At 73.1% G+C, this 18792-nt stretch carries 14 protein-coding genes and 1 pseudogene; 7 read left to right on the top strand and 8 right to left on the bottom strand.

What is annotated here, in order from left to right; genetic code table 11:
- Positions 1-88: 88 nt before the first annotated feature.
- The 3 genes from sepH to JWP64_RS28540 form a co-directional block, all read right to left on the bottom strand.
- On the bottom strand, positions 89-1624 hold the full coding sequence (gene sepH / locus JWP64_RS28550; protein WP_297503147.1) for a septation protein SepH: 1536 nt from the start codon (positions 1622-1624) through the stop codon (positions 89-91).
- A 294-nt stretch (positions 1625-1918) separates the two neighbouring features.
- Complete coding sequence (gene serC, locus JWP64_RS28545; protein WP_297503146.1) at positions 1919-3052, bottom strand: phosphoserine transaminase; 1134 nt, start codon at positions 3050-3052, stop codon at positions 1919-1921.
- A gap of 60 nt (positions 3053-3112) precedes the next feature.
- The gene (locus JWP64_RS28540; protein ID WP_297503144.1) at positions 3113-4096 is read right to left on the bottom strand and encodes a helix-turn-helix domain-containing protein; all 984 of its coding nucleotides are present in this window, start codon (positions 4094-4096) and stop codon (positions 3113-3115) included.
- Between the two features lie 89 nt (positions 4097-4185).
- On the opposite strand from JWP64_RS28540, the gene JWP64_RS28535 reads away from it, so the two are divergent.
- A complete protein-coding gene (locus tag JWP64_RS28535; protein ID WP_297503179.1) occupies positions 4186-5460 on the top strand; it encodes an MFS transporter in 1275 nt (424 codons plus the stop codon).
- Between the two features lie 64 nt (positions 5461-5524).
- On the opposite strand, the gene JWP64_RS28530 is transcribed toward JWP64_RS28535, so the two are convergent.
- Complete coding sequence (locus JWP64_RS28530) at positions 5525-6661, bottom strand: citrate synthase 2 (RefSeq protein WP_297503142.1); 1137 nt, start codon at positions 6659-6661, stop codon at positions 5525-5527.
- A 196-nt stretch (positions 6662-6857) separates the two neighbouring features.
- On the opposite strand from JWP64_RS28530, the gene pdxH reads away from it, so the two are divergent.
- The 5 genes from pdxH to JWP64_RS28505 all read left to right on the top strand — a co-directional run bounded on the left by pdxH (position 6858) and on the right by JWP64_RS28505 (position 12498).
- A complete protein-coding gene (gene pdxH, locus JWP64_RS28525; RefSeq protein WP_297503178.1) occupies positions 6858-7487 on the top strand; it encodes a pyridoxamine 5'-phosphate oxidase in 630 nt (209 codons plus the stop codon).
- 309 nt (positions 7488-7796) lie between these two features.
- Positions 7797-9056 (top strand): MFS transporter, encoded by a 1260-nt coding sequence (locus JWP64_RS28520; RefSeq protein ID WP_297503177.1) that lies wholly within the window; start codon positions 7797-7799, stop codon positions 9054-9056.
- Positions 9057-9279: 223 nt separating this feature from the next.
- Positions 9280-10587, top strand: coding sequence for a citrate synthase (locus tag JWP64_RS28515; protein WP_297503140.1), 1308 nt, complete (start codon positions 9280-9282; stop codon positions 10585-10587).
- 124 nt (positions 10588-10711) lie between these two features.
- On the top strand, positions 10712-12124 hold the full coding sequence (locus tag JWP64_RS28510; protein ID WP_297503138.1) for a deoxyribodipyrimidine photo-lyase: 1413 nt from the start codon (positions 10712-10714) through the stop codon (positions 12122-12124).
- A 56-nt stretch (positions 12125-12180) separates the two neighbouring features.
- Positions 12181-12498: a hypothetical protein gene (locus JWP64_RS28505; protein WP_297503136.1), complete on the top strand. Its 318-nt coding sequence runs from the start codon at positions 12181-12183 to the stop codon at positions 12496-12498.
- A 33-nt stretch (positions 12499-12531) separates the two neighbouring features.
- Here JWP64_RS28505 and JWP64_RS28500 read toward each other — a convergent pair whose 3' ends face one another.
- The 3 genes and pseudogenes from JWP64_RS28500 to JWP64_RS28490 all read right to left on the bottom strand — a co-directional run bounded on the left by JWP64_RS28500 (position 12532) and on the right by JWP64_RS28490 (position 14469).
- A complete protein-coding gene (locus JWP64_RS28500; RefSeq protein ID WP_297503134.1) occupies positions 12532-13335 on the bottom strand; it encodes an ABC transporter permease in 804 nt (267 codons plus the stop codon).
- Positions 13332-13736: a hypothetical protein gene (locus JWP64_RS28495; protein ID WP_297503132.1), complete on the bottom strand. Its 405-nt coding sequence runs from the start codon at positions 13734-13736 to the stop codon at positions 13332-13334. Before JWP64_RS28495 ends, JWP64_RS28500 begins: the two co-directional genes overlap by 4 nt.
- A pseudogene (locus JWP64_RS28490) lies at positions 13733-14469 on the bottom strand (ATP-binding cassette domain-containing protein). The gene JWP64_RS28495 and the pseudogene JWP64_RS28490 overlap by 4 nt, the downstream one beginning before the upstream one ends.
- Positions 14470-14610: 141 nt before the next feature.
- Between JWP64_RS28490 and JWP64_RS28485 the strand changes: the two are divergent.
- The gene (locus JWP64_RS28485) at positions 14611-16464 is read left to right on the top strand and encodes a TrkA family potassium uptake protein (RefSeq protein WP_297503130.1); all 1854 of its coding nucleotides are present in this window, start codon (positions 14611-14613) and stop codon (positions 16462-16464) included.
- Here JWP64_RS28485 and JWP64_RS28480 read toward each other — a convergent pair.
- Positions 16425-18302: a helix-turn-helix domain-containing protein gene (locus JWP64_RS28480; protein WP_297503128.1), complete on the bottom strand. Its 1878-nt coding sequence runs from the start codon at positions 18300-18302 to the stop codon at positions 16425-16427. The two genes, JWP64_RS28485 and JWP64_RS28480, sit on opposite strands and share 40 nt — an antisense overlap.
- Between the last annotated feature and the right edge of the window lie 490 nt (positions 18303-18792).

Raw genomic sequence — 18792 nt, 5'->3', positions numbered from 1 at the left:
GGTCGCGGGCGGCGATCGAGCAAGCACCCGAGGCCGGGACAGCACCCGACCCGCGCTCCGGAGCCGGATCGCGGGTCGGGTGGGTGGTTCAGCGCTGGCCGCGGACGCCCAGCAGGACCTCGTCCCAGGAGGGCATGACGGGCTTGCCCTTCTTGGTCCGCTTCGGCGGCGCGGGCGGGGCCTGCTCCGCCGCGGGCTTCTCGGCAGCAGGCTTCGAGGTAGGGGCTGCGGTGCTCGGGGTCTCAGGGGCAGGTGTCTCAGGGGCAGGTGTCTCAGCGGCAGGTGTCTCAGCGGCAGGGATCCCGGGGGCAGGGATCCCGGGGGCAGGGGCCTCGGCGGCAGGGCTCGCCTCGGCCTCTGCCGCCGTTGCCGGGGCTGGCTCGGAGCCCGTCACCGCGGTCGGCTCGGAGCTGGTACCCGTCGCCGGGGTCGGCGCCGAGCCGGCCGCGGCTGCCGGAGCCCCTTCGGAGATCGTCGCTGCTGGAGCCTGCTCGGAACCGGTGGCCGCTGAAGGAGTCGGCTCGGGGCTCGCCGCCGCGGCGGGCTTCTCCCCCGGAGTGGGGTCGGCCTCCGGGAGGTCCGGCTGAACACCCGCAGGCTTCGCCACCGGCTGATCGCCCGTCGCCGTCGTCGCCGGCTGATCGCCCGGCGCGGAAGTGTTTGCCGCCTGAGCACCCGAGGAGGAGCTGTCGGCGGGCTGGTCGGTCTCCGCCGCCTCGCTCTGCGCGTCTGCGGCAGCCGTGGGTGCCGCCGCCCGGTTCCATGCCGGCGCTCCCGCGGTCTCGTCGCGCGTCTCCTCCGCCGAAGCGGATTCGGGTTCCTCCACCGGCGACGGCTCCGGGCGGCGCGGTGCCGGCGGCGGGCGCCGCTGCTCCGGCGTGACCGACCGGGAACGGGTGTCCGAGCCGCCCAGCGGCCGCTCGCGCACGCCCATGCCGGAGGCTGCGCGAACCATCTCGGCCCGCGCCTGCTCGGAGTGCCAGCGGTCCTGCTCCTCCTCGGCGCGGGCGATGTCGATCACCGGGCCGACGGTGCGCAGCGGGCGTTGCGGCAGGCCCTCGACCAGATCGGAGGCGTGCTCGTCGAGCGCGGTGACCGTGCCGCCGTGCGCCCCGGGCTGGAACGTCCAGTGCGCCCGGATGTCCGACCGGCCCGCCCGCCAGCTGAGCGCGACGACCCACTTGCCGTCCTCGCCCTTCCAGGAGTCCCAGTCCGCCTCGGTGTGGTCCTGCCCGCGAAGCCCGAAGGTGTGCGCGACGGTCTCCCCGAGGGTCCGGACGTCCGGCCCGTCGCTCCGCACGGGATGCGCGGCCCGGGCGACCTCGGCCGTCCGGGTGCGCTCCAGCAGCACCGGGTAGGCGAAGCGCTCGATCTTCTGGGCGGGTACCCCGGCGGCCGAGGCGACCTGCTCCACGGACGCCCCGGCCCGGATCCGGGCTTGGATCTCACGTGGTCGCAACTGGCTCTCCAACTCGATCGCGATCTGTCCGAGCCGGGTGAGGTCACCGCGCGCGGCGGCCCGCAACTGCTCGTCGGCCGGGACCGTGAAGCGTTCGCGGCGCCCGGGGTCCTCGAGGACGACCGAACCGTCCTCGGTGATCCCGACGACCCGCAACGCCCGCATCGAGGCCTCCCCGCTGTCTCACGTCCCCGTCCGGGTGACGGTAGATGCCGATCCGTGTCCGACGGGTGAGGCGCGCCGGGACCGGATTCCCCTGGTGAACGGGGTGTGTCCGGCCTGCGACGCGTCCGGCTCCACCGGCGTTCGGCAGAGAGTTGCACGGAGTCGACCACTTGGTAAAGCTGAGACCCATGTTACGGATGTGACTACAGCGCGTCATCCCTCTCCGGATCACGGACCGGATACGACGGCGGCCGGGCCGCCCGAAGGCAGACCCGGCCGCGTCGAGGGGGTAGGTCAGCCGAGGCGCTCGACGACCCAGTCGATGCAGGTGGTGAGCGCCGAGACGTCCGCCGGCTCGACCGCCGGGAACATCCCGATCCGCAGCTGGTTGCGGCCCAGCTTGCGGTAGGGCTCGGTGTCCACGACACCGTTGGCGCGCAGCACCTTTGCGACGGCGGCGGCGTCCACCGAGTCCGCGAAGTCGATCGTGCCGACGACCTGCGAGCGGTGCGCCGGGTCCGCGAACGGCGAGGTGTACTCGGTCTTCTCGGCCCAGGAGTAGAGCCGGTCCGAGGAGTCCTTGGTGCGGGCGACGCAGGCGTCCAGGCCGCCGAGGCCGTTCATCCAGTCGATCTGCTCCGCGAGCATCAGCAGCGTCGCGACGGCCGGGGTGTTGTAGGTCTGGTCCTTCGCCGAGTTGTCGACGGCCGTGGCCAGCGACAGGAACGGCGGGATCCAGCGCTCACCCTGCGCCAGCTCGGCGACCCGCTTCAGCGCGGCCGGGCTCATCAGCGCGATCCAGAGCCCGCCGTCGGACGCGAAGCCCTTCTGCGGGGCGAAGTAGTAGGCGTCCGCCTGGGTGATGTCGACGGGCAGGCCGCCGGCGCCGGACGTCGCGTCGATGACGACGAGCTGGCCGTCGATCGCCGCCTCCGGGCGGACGACCGGCACCGAGACGCCGGTGGAGGTCTCGTTCTGGGCCCAGGCCAGCACGTCGCAGGAGGCGTCCGCGGTGGGCGCGGGTGCGGTGCCCGGCTCCGACGAGACGATCACCGGGTCCGCCAGGAACGGCGCGCCCTTGGTGGTGTCCGCGAACTTGGAGGAGAACTCGCCGTAGGCCAGGTGCAGGGAACGCTCGCGGACGAGGCCGAACGCGGCGGCGTCCCAGAAGGCGGTGGACCCGCCGTTGCCGAGGACGACCTCGTAGCCGTCCGGCAGGGAGAACAGCTCGGACAGGCCCGCCCGGACCCGGCCGACGAGCGACTTGACCGGCTTCTGGCGGTGCGAGGTGCCCATGTAGGTGGCGCCGGACTCCGCGAGCGCCGCGAGCTGCTCGGGGCGGACCTTGGACGGTCCGCATCCGAAGCGCCCGTCGGTGGGCAACAGGTCGGCGGGAATCTGCAGATCGGTGCTGGTCGACGCGGTCACGGAGCCCAGTGTCGCAGCCGCCCCCGACCGCCGCTGCCACCGGCCCGGTGACATCGGCCGTCAGGCGCTCGCCGGCACCCGGAACGAGCGCCGGTAGGCGAGGGGTGACATCCCGATCGCCGCGTGCAGGTGCTGGCGCAGCGACGCCGTGCTGCCGAAGCCCGCGCGGCCGGCGATCCCCTCGACGGGCAGGTCCGTCGTCTCCAGCAGGCGGCGGGCCAGCTCCACGCGGCGGGTGGTGAGCCAGCGGGCGGGGCTGAGGCCCGTCTCGGCGCGGAAGCGGCGGGTGAAGGTCCGGACGCTCATCGCGGACCGGGTCGCGAGCTCGTCGAGGGAGAGGGGTTCGCCGAGGTGCTCGAGGGCCCAGGTGCGCGCGGCCGCGGTGCTCGCGCCCGCCGGCTCGGGCACGGGTTGCTCGACGAACTGGGACTGCCCGCCCTCCCGCCAGGGCGCGACGACGCTGCGCCGGGCGACCGTGGCGGCGACCTCCGCGCCGTGGTCGCGCCGGACGAGGTGCAGCAACAGGTCGATGCCGGCGGCGTTGCCCGCGGAGGTGAGCACGTCCCCGTCGTCGACGAACAGGACGTCCGGATCCAGCTCGACCTGCGGGTACAGCGCCCGGAACCGGTCGGTGTGCAGCCAGTGCGTGGTGGCGGGGCGGCCGTCGAGCAGGCCGGCGGCCGCGAGGACGAACGCGCCGGTGCAGATCGAGACCACCCGGCCGCGCTCCGCTGCGCCCCGCAGGACGCCGGCGAGCTCGGGCGAGATCGACCCGTCGGCCATCTGCGGGCCATCGTTGTGCCCGGGGACGATGAGCGTCTCCGCGGTCCCGACGATCTCCGGCCCGTGTTCGGGCAGCACCGAGTAGCCCGCGGACGTGCGGACCGGGCCGCCGTCGAGAGTCGTGACGCGGACCCGGTAGAGCGGCTCGCCGTGCGGCCCGGCCGCGCCGCCCAGCAACTTGTGCGGCAGCCCCAGCTCGAACGCGATGACCCCCGGTAGCGCCAGCACCGCCACCTGATGACGTGATGTGCGCCTCGGCATGGCCGGATTCTTGCACAGTATGTCTGTCCGGCCACTTCCGTCGCCCCGCTCGCGCGGGCGATGCTGTGCCGGTGACCGAACTCGACACCATGGACGTGGCGCCACGCCGGGACCGGCGGGTCCACCCGGCCTGGTGGGCCGCGGCCGCCACGTTCCTCGCCCTCATCGGCGCGGCGGGCTTCCGCTCGACGCCCGGGGTGATGGTCGAGCCCCTCCACGACGAGTTCGGCTGGTCCATCGGCACGATCTCGGTCGCGCTCGCGGTCAACCTCGCGCTGTTCGGGATCACCGCGCCGTTCGCCGCGGCGCTGATGGAGCGCTTCGGCATCCGGCGGGTGGTGGCGAGCGCGCTCGTCCTCGTCGCCGTCGGCAGCGGGCTGACCGTCTTCATGACGGCGTCCTGGCAGCTGGTGATGCTGTGGGGCGTCGTCGTCGGCATCGGGACCGGCTCGATGGCGATGGCCCTGGTGGCGACGGTCGTCGGGCGCTGGTTCGTGGCCCGCCGCGGCCTCGTCTCCGGCATCCTCACGGCGGCGAACGCGACCGGGCAGCTGATCTTCCTGCCCGCGATCGCGAACATCGTGGCGAGCGGCGGCTGGCGCGCTGCGGCGCTGACCGTCAGCGGCGCGGCACTGGTCGTCGTGCCGATCGTGCTGCTTTTCCTCCGGAACCGGCCCGCCGACGTCGGCGAGCTGCCCTACGGCGGGAGCGAGGCGGACGTCGTCGAGCCGCTGCGGTCCGGGGCCGCCAAGCTGGCGATCACCACGCTCGTCGCCGCCGCCAGGAACCGGACGTTCTGGCTGCTCGTCGCCGGGTTCTTCGTCTGCGGGGCCACGACCAACGGGCTGATCCAGTCCCACTTCGTGCCGGCCGCCCACGACCACGGCATGCCCGCGACGACGGCGGCGAGCCTGCTGGCGATCGTCGGGATCTTCGACCTGGTGGGGACGATCTTCTCCGGCTGGCTGACCGACCGTTACGACCCGCGGGTCCTGCTCGCCGTCTACTACCTGCTGCGCGGGGTGTCGCTGGCGCTGCTGCCGCCGCTGTTCGGCGCGGACGTCGACGCCAGCATCTTCGCGTTCATCATCTTCTACGGCCTGGACTGGGTGGCCACGGTGCCGCCGACGATGGCGCTGTGCCGGTCCGCGTTCGGGGCGTCTGCACCGATCGTGTTCGGCTGGGTGTTCGCCTCGCACCAGCTGGGCGCGGCGTTCGCGGCGCTGGTCGCCGGGCTGGTGCGGGACGCCCTGGGCAGCTACGACGTCGCGTGGTTCGGCGGGGCGGTGCTGTGCGGGCTCGCGGTGGTGGCGTCCCTCGCCATCCGGAAGGCTCCGCGCAAGCCCGCGCCGCTCCCGGCCTGAACCGCAGCTCAGGCCGGGTCGTGCGGGTGGAACCTCGCCGGAACGAGGTTCCACCCGCACAGGGTCAGCCGGAGACCAGGTCCCAGCCCTCGACGTCCTGCGGCTTCCGCGGGCCCGGGCCGATGTACTGCGCGGACGGCCGGACCAGCTTGTTCTCCAGCTTCTGCTCCACGATGTGCGCGGACCAGCCCGCGGTCCGGGCGCTGGTGAACATCGCCGGCATCATGTGCGGCGGCACCTGGGCGAAATCCAGGATCACCGCGGCCCAGAACTCGACGTTCGTCTCGATGGGGTGGTCCGGGCGGCGCTCCCGCAGGATCTTCAGCGCGGCCTGCTCGAGCCCGGCGGCCACCTCGAAGCGCGGCGCGTCGAGCTCCTGGCAGGTGCGGCGCAGCACGCGGGCCCGGGGGTCCTCGGCCCGGTAGACCCGGTGCCCGAAGCCCATGAGCTTCTCCTTGCGGTCCAGGATGCCCTTGACCAGCGCCTCTGGGTCCCCGGTCCGCTCCACCTCGGCGATCATCGGCAGCACCCGGGCCGGCGCGCCGCCGTGCAGCGGTCCGGACATCGCGCCGATCGCCCCGGACAGGGACGCCGCGACGTCCGCGCCGGTGGACGCGATGACCCGCGCGGTGAACGTCGAGGCGTTCATGCCGTGCTCGGCCGCGGAGACCCAGTAGGCGTCGATGGCCCGCACGTGGGCGGGGTCCGGCTCGCCGCGCCAGCGCACCATGAACCGTTCGGTGATCGTCTTCGCCTCGTCGATCCGCGCCTGCGGCACGGCCGGGACACCGATCCCGCGAGCCGACTGCGCGACGTAGGACAGCGCCATCACCGAGGCCCGGGCCAGCTGGTCCCGCGCCTCCTCGACGGAGGTGTCCAGCAGCGGCTGATAGCCCCAGTGCGGCGCCAGCATGGCCAGCGCGGCCTGGACGTCCACGCGGACGTCACCGGTGTGCACGGGGATGGGGAACGGCTCCGCCGGTGGCAGGCCCGGCCCGAACCGGCCGTCGACGAGCAGGGCCCAGACGTTGCCGAACGACACCGCCCCGACCAGGTCCTCGATGTCGACTCCGCGATACCGCAGGGCGCCGCCGTCCTTGTCCGGCTCGGCGATCTGCGTGCGGAACGCGACGTGCCCCTCGAGGCCGGACTTGAAGCCCGGCGGCGGCGGGGGTACGTCGTGTGCGTCGGGGACGGACACCGGCATCTCCTCTGATCCAGGTCGTGTTCGCCGTCACCCTCCCGCCCACCAGCGCCGTTGCACAACGGGGCGTCCGGGTGGGTTCTGTCACCGGACCCGTTCGGAGGGTGGTCGCCGTGCCGCGCGCGACCTAGCGTCTAAGCCCCCATGAGGAGGTGTGCGAATGACGGTTCCCACGCAGAGTCCGCTGTCCGCCATGCGCGTCGACTACCGGAGCGGCGAGCTCGACGTCGACCTGCTCGCGCCGACCTGGCACGAGCAGCTGTCCGCCTGGCTGGCGGAGGCGCAGGCGGCCGGGCTGCCCGAGGCGAACGCGATGGTGCTGGCCACGGCGGACCCGGAGGGCCACCCGTCCTCGCGCACCGTCCTGTGCAAGGGCCTCGACGAGCGTGGCGTCGTCTTCTACACGAACTACACCTCGGCCAAGAGCCACGACCTGCGACGCACGCGCTTCGCGTCGGTGACCTTCCCCTGGTACGGCCTGCAGCGGCAGGTCCACCTGCGCGGCCGGGTCGAGCAGGCCAGCTACGCGGAGGCCGATGCCTACTGGGCCAGCCGCCCGCGCGGGTCGCAGCTGGGGGCGTGGGCGTCCGCCCAGTCCGTCACGGTCCACGACCGGCAGGTCCTCGACGACGCGCTCGGCAGCGTCACCCGGCGTTTCGCGGACGCCGAGGCCATCCCGCGGCCCCCGCACTGGGGCGGCTGGCGGCTGGTGCCGGACGAGGTCGAGTTCTGGCAGGGGCGCACGAACCGGATGCACGACCGGCTGCGCTTCGTCGGGAACCGGGACGACCGCACCTGGCGGGTCGTCCGGCTCGCGCCCTGACCGCCCACGCGGGGAGCGCCCGGCGGGGGTCCTTCTGGTAATCCTGGGGACGTGACAGTCCCTGGTGGTCCACCGTCGGACCAGCCGACCGATCCGATGCGGACCGGCGGCGAACCCCCCACGCGGCCCACCCGGGACCCGGCGGCGGATCCGGCGACCGTCGAGAGCCGGGCCCGAGGGAACCCGTCGGCCGAGCCGCCGACCGTGCGCGCGCCCCTCGGGGAGGGGCGCACGGTCCGCGTCCCGCACCACGAGGGCCGCACCCGTGAGGTACGCACCGAGGCCATCCCGGTCGGCCCCAGCCGGCGGATGCTCACTGCCGTCCGGGGCACCTTCGCCGACACCACGCCGCTGCAGACCCCGGCCTACCGCAGGCTCTGGCTGGCCGGGGTCGTGACGACGGTCGGCGCGCAGCTCTCGGTCGTCGCAGTCCCGACGCAGATCTACGCCATGACGAACTCGTCCGGCTATGTCGGCCTGACCGGCCTCTTCGGGCTGGTCCCGCTGATCGTCTTCGGGCTCTGGGGCGGGGCGATCGCGGACGCCGTGGATCGGCGCACGATGCTGCTGGTCACCGGCGCCGGGATCGCCGTCACGTCACTGGCGCTGTGGGTCGTCGCGGCGTCCGGCGTGGGCAGCGTCTGGGTCGTCCTCTGCCTGTTCTCGGTGCAGTCGGCGATGCTCGCGATGAACCAGCCCGTGCGCAGCGCGGTGATCCCGCGGCTGCTCCCGGCCGTCCAGCTGCCGGCGGCCAACGCACTGAACATGACGGTCATGCAGGTCGGCTCGATCGCCGGCCCACTGATGGCGGGCGTGCTGATCCCAGTGATCGGTCTCGGCACGCTCTACCTGCTCGACGCGATCTTCCTGCTGGCGACCCTCTGGGCCACCTGGAAGCTGCCGTCCATGCCGCCGCTGGACGCCGAGCCCGGCGTGCGCCGCAAGGCCGGGTTCCGCGAGGTCGTCGACGGGTTCCGCTACGTCTCGACGCAGAAGATCCTGCTGGTCTCGTTCCTGGTGGACCTGATCGCGATGGGCTTCGGGATGCCGCGCGTGCTGTTCCCGGAGCTGGCGGAGACCCGGTTCGGCGACCCGCCCGGCGGCGGGTTCGCCCTCGGCCTGCTGTTCGCGGCGGTGCCGATCGGGATGGTCGCGGCCGGCGTGCTGTCCGGCTGGCTGCAGAAGGTCCGACGGCAGGGGGTCGCGGTCACCGTGGCCGTCTGCGTCTGGGGCCTCGGCGTCGCCTTCTTCGGCCTGACGAACTCGCTGTGGCTCGCGGTGCTCGCGCTCGCCGTCGCCGGGGCCGGCGACCTGGTCAGCTCGGTCTACCGGAACTCGATGCTGCAGACCGTCGCGACGGACGAGATGCGCGGCCGGATGCAGGGCGTGTTCCTGGTCGTCGTGGCCGGCGGGCCCCGGCTGGCGGACATGTGGCACGGCTGGGCCGCGGAGGGCGTGGGCGCCGGTGCGGCGGCGACGATCGGCGGCGTCGCCGTGGTCGTCGTCGTGATCGCCGTGGTGTTCCGGTTCGCCGCGTTCTGGCGCTACGTGGGTCCCCGCGGCAGGTGAGCAGGACCGGTCGTCGTCCCACCAGGTGGCCAGCGGATGCCGGACCGCGGAACTCGGACGACGATGGGCGCAGGCCCGCGTCGGCGACGGTAAGAGGCCATCGCGGAGTGATCCTTACCGCGTCCGGGACGTGATGCGTAACGCCCTGGGCGACGGGGGGGCCTCGGAGCACTAGCGTTGTGTACAACCGAGATAATTGACGAGTGTGAGAGGGAACCTCCACATGGCTGACGAGTCCGCCGGAAGCGACACCGCCGTCCTGAAGTACCCGGGCGGGGAACACGAGATGGCCATCAAGGCGCCGACGGAGGGTGCTTCGGCAGTCGACGTCAGCAAGATCCTCGCGAAGACGGGGATGACGACGTTCGACCCCGGGTTCACGAGCACCGCGGCCTGCGCCTCGGCCATCACCTACATCGACGGCGACGCGGGGATCCTGCGTTACCGCGGTTACCCGATCGACCAGCTGGCCGAGAAGAGCAGCTTCCTGGAGGTCAGCTACCTGCTGATCTACGGCGAGCTGCCCACGGCGGCCGAGCTCGAGCGATTCACCAACGACATCAGCCGGCACACGCTGCTGCACGAGGACCTCAAGGGCTTCTTCGACGGCTTCCCGCGGGACGCGCACCCGATGCCGGTGCTGTCCTCTGCGGTCAGCGCGCTGTCGACCTTCTACCAGGACGCCCTGGACCCGTTCGACAAGGACGCGGTCGAGCTCTCCACCGTCCGGCTCATGGCGAAGGTCTTCACGATCGCCGCCTACGCCTACAAGAAGTCCGTGGGCCAGCCGTTCCTCTACCCGGACAACTCGCTGGGCCTGGTCGAGAACTTCCTGCGGATGACGTTCGGCTTCCCGGCCGAGCCGTACGAGGTGGACCCGGCCATCGCGAAGGCCCTGGACACGCTGCTGATCCTGCACGCGGACCACGAGCAGAACTGTTCGACCTCGACGGTCCGGCTCGTCGGCTCGTCGCAGGCGAACCTGTTCGCGTCGATCTCCGCGGGGGTGAACGCCCTGTTCGGCCCGCTGCACGGTGGCGCGAACCAGGCCGTGCTGGAGATGCTCACCCGGATCAAGGACGTCGAGGACGGCAACGTCGACGCGTTCGTCGAGCGGGTGAAGAACAAGGAGAAGGGCGCGAAGCTGATGGGCTTCGGGCACCGGGTCTACAAGAACTACGACCCGCGCGCGAAGATCGTCAAGCAGAACGCGGACGAGGTGCTCAAGAACCTCGGCGTCACGGACCCGCTGCTCGACATCGCCATGCGGCTGGAGGAGAAGGCGCTGGCGGACGACTACTTCGTCGAGCGCAAGCTCTACCCGAACGTCGACTTCTACACCGGCGTGATCTACCGGGCCATGGGCTTCCCGACCAAGATGTTCACGGTCCTGTTCGCGCTCGGCCGGCTCCCCGGCTGGATCGCGCACTGGCGGGAGATGATGGACGACCCGCAGAACAAGATCGGCCGCCCGCGCCAGCTCTACGTCGGCGCGACCGAGCGCAAGTACACCGGCATCAGCGAGCGCTGAGCCACCTGCACGATGCACGCCCACGGGGCGGGCCCACCGGGCCCGCCCCGTGGGCGTCCTTCGGTTCGGGTGCTCGGTGGAGATTCGCCGCGCGTCCTGCGGGAGCAGTCGCTAGCGTCGTCGGATGGCCGACCCCGGGCAGAGCGCCGTCGTCTGGTTCCGTCGCGACCTCAGGGTCGGTGACCAGCCCACCTTCCTCGCCGCCGCCGACGCGGCGGACTCCGCGCTCGCACTGTTCGTGTTGGACCCGGCCCTGCTGGACCCCAGCGGAGCCGCGCGGCTGAACTTCCTCCACGGCACCCTGCGCGAGCTCGACGACGCCCTCGACGGCCGGTTGCTGGTGGTCAGGGGCGAGCCCGCGGACGTCGTCCCCCGGGTCGCGGAGGCGGTGCGGGCGGCCACGGTGCACGTCGCCGCGGACTTCGGGCCCTACGGCAGCAGACGGGACGAGGCCGTCGAGCAGGCCCTCGCCGCGGACGGCCGCGAGCTCGTCCGCACCGGCTCCCCGTACGCCGTCGCACCGGGCCGCGTCCGGAAGACCGACGGCGAGCCGTTCAAGGTCTTCACCCCGTTCCGCCGCGCCTGGACCGAGCACGGCTGGCGCGAGCCGGCGGACACCGGCGCGACCACGCTGACCTGGATCGACCCGTCGTCGAAGGACGGCGGCCCGCGCGCGGTCGCGATCCCGGACGACCTCGCCGTCGACGCCGCGCTCCCCGAACCGGGGGAGAAGGCCGCGCTGCGCACGTGGCGGGACTTCCTCGCCGGCGTCGGCGACAGCGGCGGGGTCGACGCGTACGGGGACGCCCGGAACCGGCCGGACCAGCCGGGGACGTCGCGCATGTCCGTCCACCTGAAGTACGGATGCGTCCACCCGCGGACGTTGCTCGCCGACCTCGCGAACCGCCGTTCGGCCTCCGCGGACACCTACCGCACGGAGATCGCCTGGCGGGAGTTCTACGCGGACATCCTCCACCAGCGTCCGGACTCCGCGCGGAGGAACTACGACCGCTCCTTCGACGCGTTGCCGGTCGAGACCGACGCGCAGGCCCGCGCCGCGTTCGAGGCGTGGCAGGAGGGCCGCACCGGCTTCCCGATCGTCGACGCCGGCATGCGCCAGCTCCGCGCCGAGGCCTGGATGCACAACCGGGTGCGGATGGTCGTCGCGTCGTTCCTGGTCAAGGACCTGCACCTGCCGTGGTGGTGGGGCGCGCGGCACTTCATGACCCTGCTCGTGGACGGCGATCTGGCCTCCAACCAGCACGGCTGGCAGTGGACCGCCGGCAGCGGCACGGACGCGTCGCCGTACTTCCGGGTGTTCAACCCGGTCACGCAGGGGGAGCGGTTCGACCCCGACGGCGCGTACGTCCGCAGGTACGTCCCCGAGCTCGCGGGCGTCCCGGGCAGGGCCGTGCACCAGCCGTGGGCGCTGAGGGAGGGGATCCCCGAGGGCTACCCGGAGCCCATGGTCGACCACAAGCAGGAACGCCAGGAGGCGCTGCACCGCTACGAGAGGGTCAAGAACGCCCGCCGCTGACGGCCGGATGCCCGGGTCCTAGTCTTCGGCCCACCGGACGAGGGAAGGCACGGGACATGGCGGAGCGGAATCGCGGTCGACGGCGGGTGGTGCTCGCGGTCGTGGCCGCCGGTGGTGTGGGCGTCGCCTTGTGGAGGCGCAACGTCGCGGGCAGGGGCGCGCACGTCTCGGACGTCTTCCAGGCCGAGGTCCCGGCGCGGGCCACGTTCGACACCGTTCCCGACCCGGCCCGGCACTCCGTGCCAGGCGCGGGCTCCGCGCCGAGGCCCGCAGCCGAGCCGAAGCCCGTGAACGCGCCCGAGGTGCGGCCCCGCGGCGGGTTCGCCCCGGAGCCCGCGAAGCCGGCGGCCCTGTTCGACCCCGATCACGCCTAGCGTCCGGCGCTCGAGCGGCTCGAGCGCCGGTGGTCAGGTCTTCCCGGCCCCCCGCAGCGCCTCGGACCAGGTCACCCGTGCCCCCGTCCGCAGCACCGAGTTCCGGTAGATCCGCGCCGCGACCTGCACCACCCCGACGATCGTCGCCAGCGTCAGCACGATCGCGATCCCGACCTGCCACCACGGCGCCACCCCGAGCGCGGCCCGCGCGGGCATCAGCGTCGGGGCGAAGAACGGGACGAAGCTCAGCACCGTCCCGACTGTGTTCCGCGGGTCCCCGGGCAGCACGCTCACTGCGAAGAGGAACGGGAGGAACAGCGGGAACATGATCGGCGTGACCAGCGACTGCAGCTCCTCCTGCCGGGACACCATCGACCCCGCCGCCGCGTACACCGACGCGTAGAGGAAGAACCCGAGCAGGTACCAGATCACCGCCGCGACCAGCGCGGACGCCGCCGCGCTCGGCGCCGTCAGCAGGCCGGACGCCGTCGCCCCGGCGAGGCCGACCGCGCCGAGGGTCACCAGCTGCGCCAGCCCGACCGCGCCGAGCCCGAGCACCTTCCCGGTCAGCAGGTGGATCGGTCTGATGGTCGCCAGCAGCAGCTCGACGACCCGGCTGGACTTCTCCTCGACCACCCCTTGCGCCTCCGCGGTCCCGTACCCGATGAGCGACATGAACAGCAGCACCGACGTGACGATCGCGAGCCCCAGCCGTTGCCCGCGTTCGGGATCGACGGGTTCGAGCGTCGTAACGGCGACCGTGCCGCGCTGCGCGACGAGCACCGGGTCCTGGCCGGCCGAGGTCAGCGCGTCGCCGAGCGTGCGCTGCCGGATCACGCCCTCGACATCACGCCCTCGACGAGGCCCTGCAGCTCCGGGCCGACCGCGTCCCGCCCGATCAGCTGATACGAGCCGGGCGCGCCGGTGAGCAGGGCGTCGAGGTCGTCGTCCCGGACCTGCTGCTCGCCCGCCGCCCGGTCCACCTCGACGATCGTCAGCGTGCGGTCCGCCGCGGACGTCGCCTGCTGCAGGACGGCCGCCAGCGCGGTGCTGTCCGGCGTCACCCCGACGGTGTCCGACGAGCTCTGGTCGCCGATGAACCGGAGGACCAGCCCGTAGATCCCGAAGATCACGAGCGTCACGACGAGGCCGATCACGAAGCTGCGCGAGCGGGTCTGGGTCACGAACTCGCGCTTCGCCACGAGCAGCACCGCCTGCGACGCGGAGAGCCCGTTCACGACGCGCCCCCGGCGGTGACGACGTCCCGGTACAGCTCGGTCAGCGGCGGCCGGAACCGCGCGAACTCGTGCACCGGGCCCACGGCCAGCGCCGCGTGCAGAACCTCCTGGTCCGACGCGCCGTTCTCCAGCTGGACCCGCGTCCGCCCGTCCGCGCTCGCCACGACGCTGACGCCGGGCAGCCCGGACGCCCAGTCCGCTCCCCTCGGCCCGACGACGTCGATCCGCTCGACCCCGCCGCTGCGCAGCTCCTCGACGGTCCCGACGGCCACCATCCGGCCGGCGGAGATGATCCCGACCCGGTCGCAGAGGCGTTCGACGAGGTCGAGCTGGTGGCTGGAGAACACCACGGGGACACGGGAGTCCGCGGCCTCCCGCAGCACCCCGCTCATCACCTCGACGGCGGTGGGGTCGAGGCCGGAGAACGGCTCGTCCAGCACCAGGACCTGCGGGTCGTGGACCAGCGCGGCGCAGAGCTGCACCCGCTGCTGGTTGCCTAGCCGATGCGCCGGCGCGCGTCCGCGTCGATCGGCGCGCCGTCCCAGCGGACCTCCCCCGCGTCGGCGCCGAGCACGCCGAGCACGATCCGCATCGTCGTCGTCTTGCCCGCCCCGTTGCTGCCGACGAAACCGAACAGCTCCCCGGGACGCACCGTGAACGAGACGTCGTCCAGTGCCGCCCGGGTGCCGAACCGTTTCCCCAGCCGCCGGAGCTCCAGCCCCCCTGGTTCCACGGGGCGACCCTAGCGCCGCACACGTAGGTGCGGCGGAAACCGGCGGAACGGGGGCACAGCCTCACCGGTCACAGACCCGTGACCCGAAGGTGACACGGGATCGCGAGACTGCGCCGAGGGGGCCGACGGAGAGGGGGCCCGATGCAGGAGAGCAGAGCCGGCCACGTCGTCGTGTGCGGAATCGGGGCCGTCGGGGTGCGGACGATCGAGCAGTTGCACGCGGCGGGCGTCGAGGTCGTCGCCGTCGAGGCGGGGGACGAGCCGGGGCCCGGCACGGAACGCCTGCTCGATTCCTGGGGCGTCCCCCGGGTCCCCGGGCGGCCGCGGGAGGCGCTGGCCGCGGCCGCGGCCACCCTGGCATCGGTGGTGGTCGTGGTCCCGGAGGACGATCTGGCCACCACGGAGACGGCGTTGCTGGTCCACCGGCAGGCCCCTGACGTGCGGCTCATCGTCCGGATCGCGAACTCGGCGGTGGGCCGGGCGCTCGCGGAGGTGGCCGGCCCGGGAAGCGTGCTGGACGTCGCCGCGCTGTCCGCCCCGTCGATCGTCGAGGCCTGTCTCGGGGTCCGGCCGCACCCCGTGCAGCTGGCCGGGCAGGAGTTCGTCGTCGCCCGGCTGGCCGCGCCGAGGTCGGGGACCCTGCGCGAGCTGTACGGCGACCTCGCCCCGATCGCGGCCGGCGACGGGGACCGCGGGGTGGTGTGCCCCGGCCGCGACCACCGCGTCGACGCCGGCGAGCCGGTCGGCCTGATCGGCACGGCTGCGCAGTTCGCGGCGTCCGGCTCGGGGGCCCTCGCCGAGACGGTGCGGGCGGGGCGGTCCGTCGGCGCCCGGTCCGCGGGGGCGGCGCGGGCAGCCGAGCGGGACGAGGAGGGCGGCCGGGCGGGCCTGCTCTCCGTCCTGCGGATCCTGCTCGCCGAGGCCGAACGGCCGTTGCGGGTGACCGCGCTCGTGTTGCTCGGGGTGTTCGTCCTGTCCGTCTTCGTCCTGCACGCCGGCTACGTGAAGGAGGACGGCGCGCACATGACCTGGGTCGACGCCGTCTACTTCACGGTCGAGACGATCGGCACCGTCGGCTACGGGGACTTCTCGTTCGCCGAGCAGCAGACGTGGTTGCGGGTCTACGCCATCGGGATGATGTTCGGTGGCGTCGTGCTCGCCGCGGTCCTCTTCTCGCTGCTCACCCAGATGCTCGTCAGCAGCAGCATCGAGCGGTCCGTCGGGCGGCGCCGGCTGGGCTCGATGAAGGGCCACGTGATCGTCGTCGGGCTGGGCGCCGTCGGGATCGGGGTGCTGGAAGGGCTGCTCGCGGCCGGGGCACGGCCCGTCGTCCTGGAGCGGGACCCGCGCAACCGGCACCTGCCACGGGCCCGCGAGCTGGGCGTCCCCGTGCTGACCGGGGACGCGACCGACGCCGCCGTCCTTGCGTCGGTCAATCTCGCGGCGTCCGCGGTGGCCGTCCTGACCAGCGACGACCTCGTCAACATCGAGACCGGGCTGGCCGTACGGGACCAGCTCGGCGGGCGCTGGGCGGACGTCCCCGTGGTCCTGCGGATCTTCGACCGGGACCTCTCGGAGGCGGTCGAGGAGGGCTTCGACTTCCGGTACGTCCGCTCCACCGCCGCGCTGGCCTCACCGTGGTTCGTGGGCGCGGCGCTCGGCCTGGACGTCCTCGGCACCTTCTACGTGGACCGCACGCCGTTCATGATCGGCCGGATCGCGGTAACGGCGGGCAGCGGCCTCGACGGGCTGGCGATGGGCGAGCTCTCCGCCCGGACCCGGGTCGTGGCGCTGCTCCGCGCGGGCGCCACGGACCCAGAGTTCCCGCCGCGCCGCGGCACCCGCTTCGGCCTCGGGGACGACGCGTATGTCGTGGGCCCGTACGAGGAGCTGCTGGCGCTGCTCCGCCAGGCCCAGATCCGGCGGAACGACGCCGGGACACCGCCCGGAAGGGATCAGTCCCCGCCGTCGGACGTCGGCATCGAGATCCCGTAACCCCGGATCTTGCGGTAGATCGTGGCCCGGGACATCCCCAGCCGCCGTGCCGCCTCGGCCTTGTTGCCGTCCGTGTCCAGCAGCGCGTCCACGATCGCGTCGCACTCGATCGCCTCCAGCGGCGTGAGCACCCGGCGGGTGATCGCCCGGGTCTCGGACGGCAGGTCCTCCGGCCGCACGGTCCCCGTCCGCCGGCGCGCGACGACCTTGCGCAGCACCTGGTAGAGCTGCTCGACGTTGCCGGGCCAGCGGTTGCGCATGAGCACCCGCATCGCCTCGGGCGAGCACACCAGCTCCGCCCCGCGGGTCAGCCGGGCCAGCAGGTACGGCACCAGCTCGGCGACGTCCTCGATGTGGTGGCGCAGCGGCGGCACCTCGATGGTGCGCGGGAAGCAGTCCAGCAGGGTGCGCAGCTCGGGCGAGTCCTCCAGGACCCCGGCGCGGGACCGCGTCGCCACGACCCACTGCCGTTCCAGCTCTGGGGACTCGCGGTGCGGTTCCAGCGCGTCCGCCAGCGCCTGCGCACCGTCGGGCGGCAGGGTGTCCACGTTGCGGAGCACCAGCGTCCCGCCCCCGGTGGCGAGCTCGTCCACGACCTCGCCGATCCAGCGCGGGCTGTAGGACGCGGCGTCGAGCACCCGCACGTGTCCGGCGGGGGAGTGCATCTGGTGGGTGGCGCGGGCCAGCGTGGTCCGCCCGGATCCGGGCTCGCCCTCCAGGACCAGCCACTCGTTCATCCGGAAGTGCCGGTCGACGGTCTGCGCGCACTTCGTCCACAGCGCCCCGGACCCGACGGCGGCGGGCAGGGCGGCCCCGATGGCGTGCGCGGTCGGCCGGTGCTGCAAGGGCTCCCGGGACACCAGCTGGACCTGCAGCACCCCGCCGGAGAGGCCGCCCTCGGTCCAGCTCGGCCGGCAGGTGACCCGTGCGGTCGCCCCGCTGGGCAGGTCGACGATCAGCTGCCGGCGGCGCCCGGTGCGGATCGCCTCGGTGGCGTCGGCGAGCAGCGGGACCTGGTCGCCCGGCTCGATCAGCTCGCGGGCCCGGTCGTTCATCATCAGCAGGTCGTCGCTGACGGCGAGCACGGCGCCGCGGTTGCGCCGGCAGGCGGCCAGGTAGTCGTGCAGCAGGGTGAGCTCGCGCCGCCCGGAACGCTCCAGGAGCGTCTCCTCGATGCGCCGGGCGAGCGTCGTCGCCGTCGCGATCATCAGGGCGTTCGCCTCGCGCCGCCAGCAGGTCAGGTCGATGACGCCGAGCGTCTTGCCCGTGACGGGGTGCCGGATCGGGACGCCGGCGCACGCCAGGTCCTCGAGGTGCTCGACGTAGTGCTCGTGGCCGAACACCTGCGTCGCGCAGCGGCCCTCCAGCGCGGTGCCGATGCCGTTGGTTCCCACGTAGCGCTCGGCGTAGCTGAAGCCCGGCGCGAGCCAGACCCGGTCCAGGTGCTGGCGCAGCGCGGAGTCCCCGGTCCGGCGCTCCAGGACCACGCCGTCGTCGTCGCAGAGGATGACGCTGACCGGCTCGGTCGTGAACTGGTCCGCCACCTCGTCGACGATCGGGCGGGCCGCGCGCATCAGCGGGGTGTCCGTCTCGTCGTCCGTCTCGTACGGGAGCTCGAGGTGGTCCGCCGCGACCGAGAACTGCTTCGACCGCGTCCAGGACGCAAGGATCGGCGGGCGCACGAGGCCGGGCTCGAGCGGCTCGTCACCGAGGAACAGGTCCCGCGCGAGGGCGATCCGCTGCGCGCTGCTCTTCGACGGCACGACGAGGTCGCCGTGCGGGTCGTCGTGATGGGGGGACGGCGCTTGGCGGTGCGTCTGTTCAGGCGGGTAGACCAACCGGTTGCCCTCCTCGGAGCAGCTGTGGTCCGCGTTGTCGCGGCAGCCGGTATCGATCCGGACGGTACCGCCCGGACGCGTCGAAGAATAGAGCGCGTGTCAATGCCGGGAACCGACCACCGTCTCATATTGAGACCGCAGGTCAGCGGCCTCGGGGGTGTGATTCCGAGCACGAGAAGGGCCGTGTCGACGACGCGCGGAGCCGGCACTCACCGGCCCCGGACGACCGAGACGCGGACCGACTCGGTCCGACCGCCAACCGGGGGCGCCCGCGCCGGCCGCGGTAGGGACATCCCACCACCGTGAGGAGACGACGTGAGTCGGCAGAGTCTGGCGAAGGCTCACCAGAAGATCCAGGAACTCGCCTGGGAGCCGCAGTACCACGAGCCGTACATGAAGTACGGAACCGACTACACCTTCCGCAAGGCTTCGAAGAAGGACCCGCTCAAGCAGGTGCTGCGGTCCTACTTCCCGATGCAGGAGGAGAAGG

Source organism: Pseudonocardia sp. (assembly GCF_025465255.1).
GTDB lineage: Bacteria > Actinomycetota > Actinomycetes > Mycobacteriales > Pseudonocardiaceae > Pseudonocardia.
This window is presented reverse-complemented; position numbering and strand designations above follow the sequence as displayed.